At 36.8% G+C, this 247-nt stretch carries 1 pseudogene; it reads right to left on the reverse strand.

Annotation, left to right across the window (positions count from 1 at the left end):
* Nucleotides 1-247 (reverse strand): annotated as a pseudogene (locus tag FC30_RS09515) (RNA-guided endonuclease TnpB family protein); the annotation flags it as partial.

Consider the following 247-nt stretch of genomic DNA (forward strand, 5'->3'; position numbering starts at 1 on the left):
GATTTAAAACGTGGTTTACCCCAATCAACTTGTGCCTTATCAAAAAAGTTCTTCCACGCTTTAGATAAATCTTCGATCGCCAACTGTAAACAACGTGCAGATAGTCGGTATTGCCAATCCTCTTTATTTGCAACCACTTCATCACGAACCTTGTATTGTGTTGGTTTTAACTTTTTATCTTCTAAAATCAATGCTTCTTCATACATATCATTCCATAAAGCCAAACCAGCATTCCAGCAATATCTGC

The sequence above is a fragment of the Ligilactobacillus animalis KCTC 3501 = DSM 20602 genome, assembly GCF_001434535.1.
GTDB classification, from domain to species: Bacteria; Bacillota; Bacilli; order Lactobacillales; family Lactobacillaceae; genus Ligilactobacillus; species Ligilactobacillus animalis.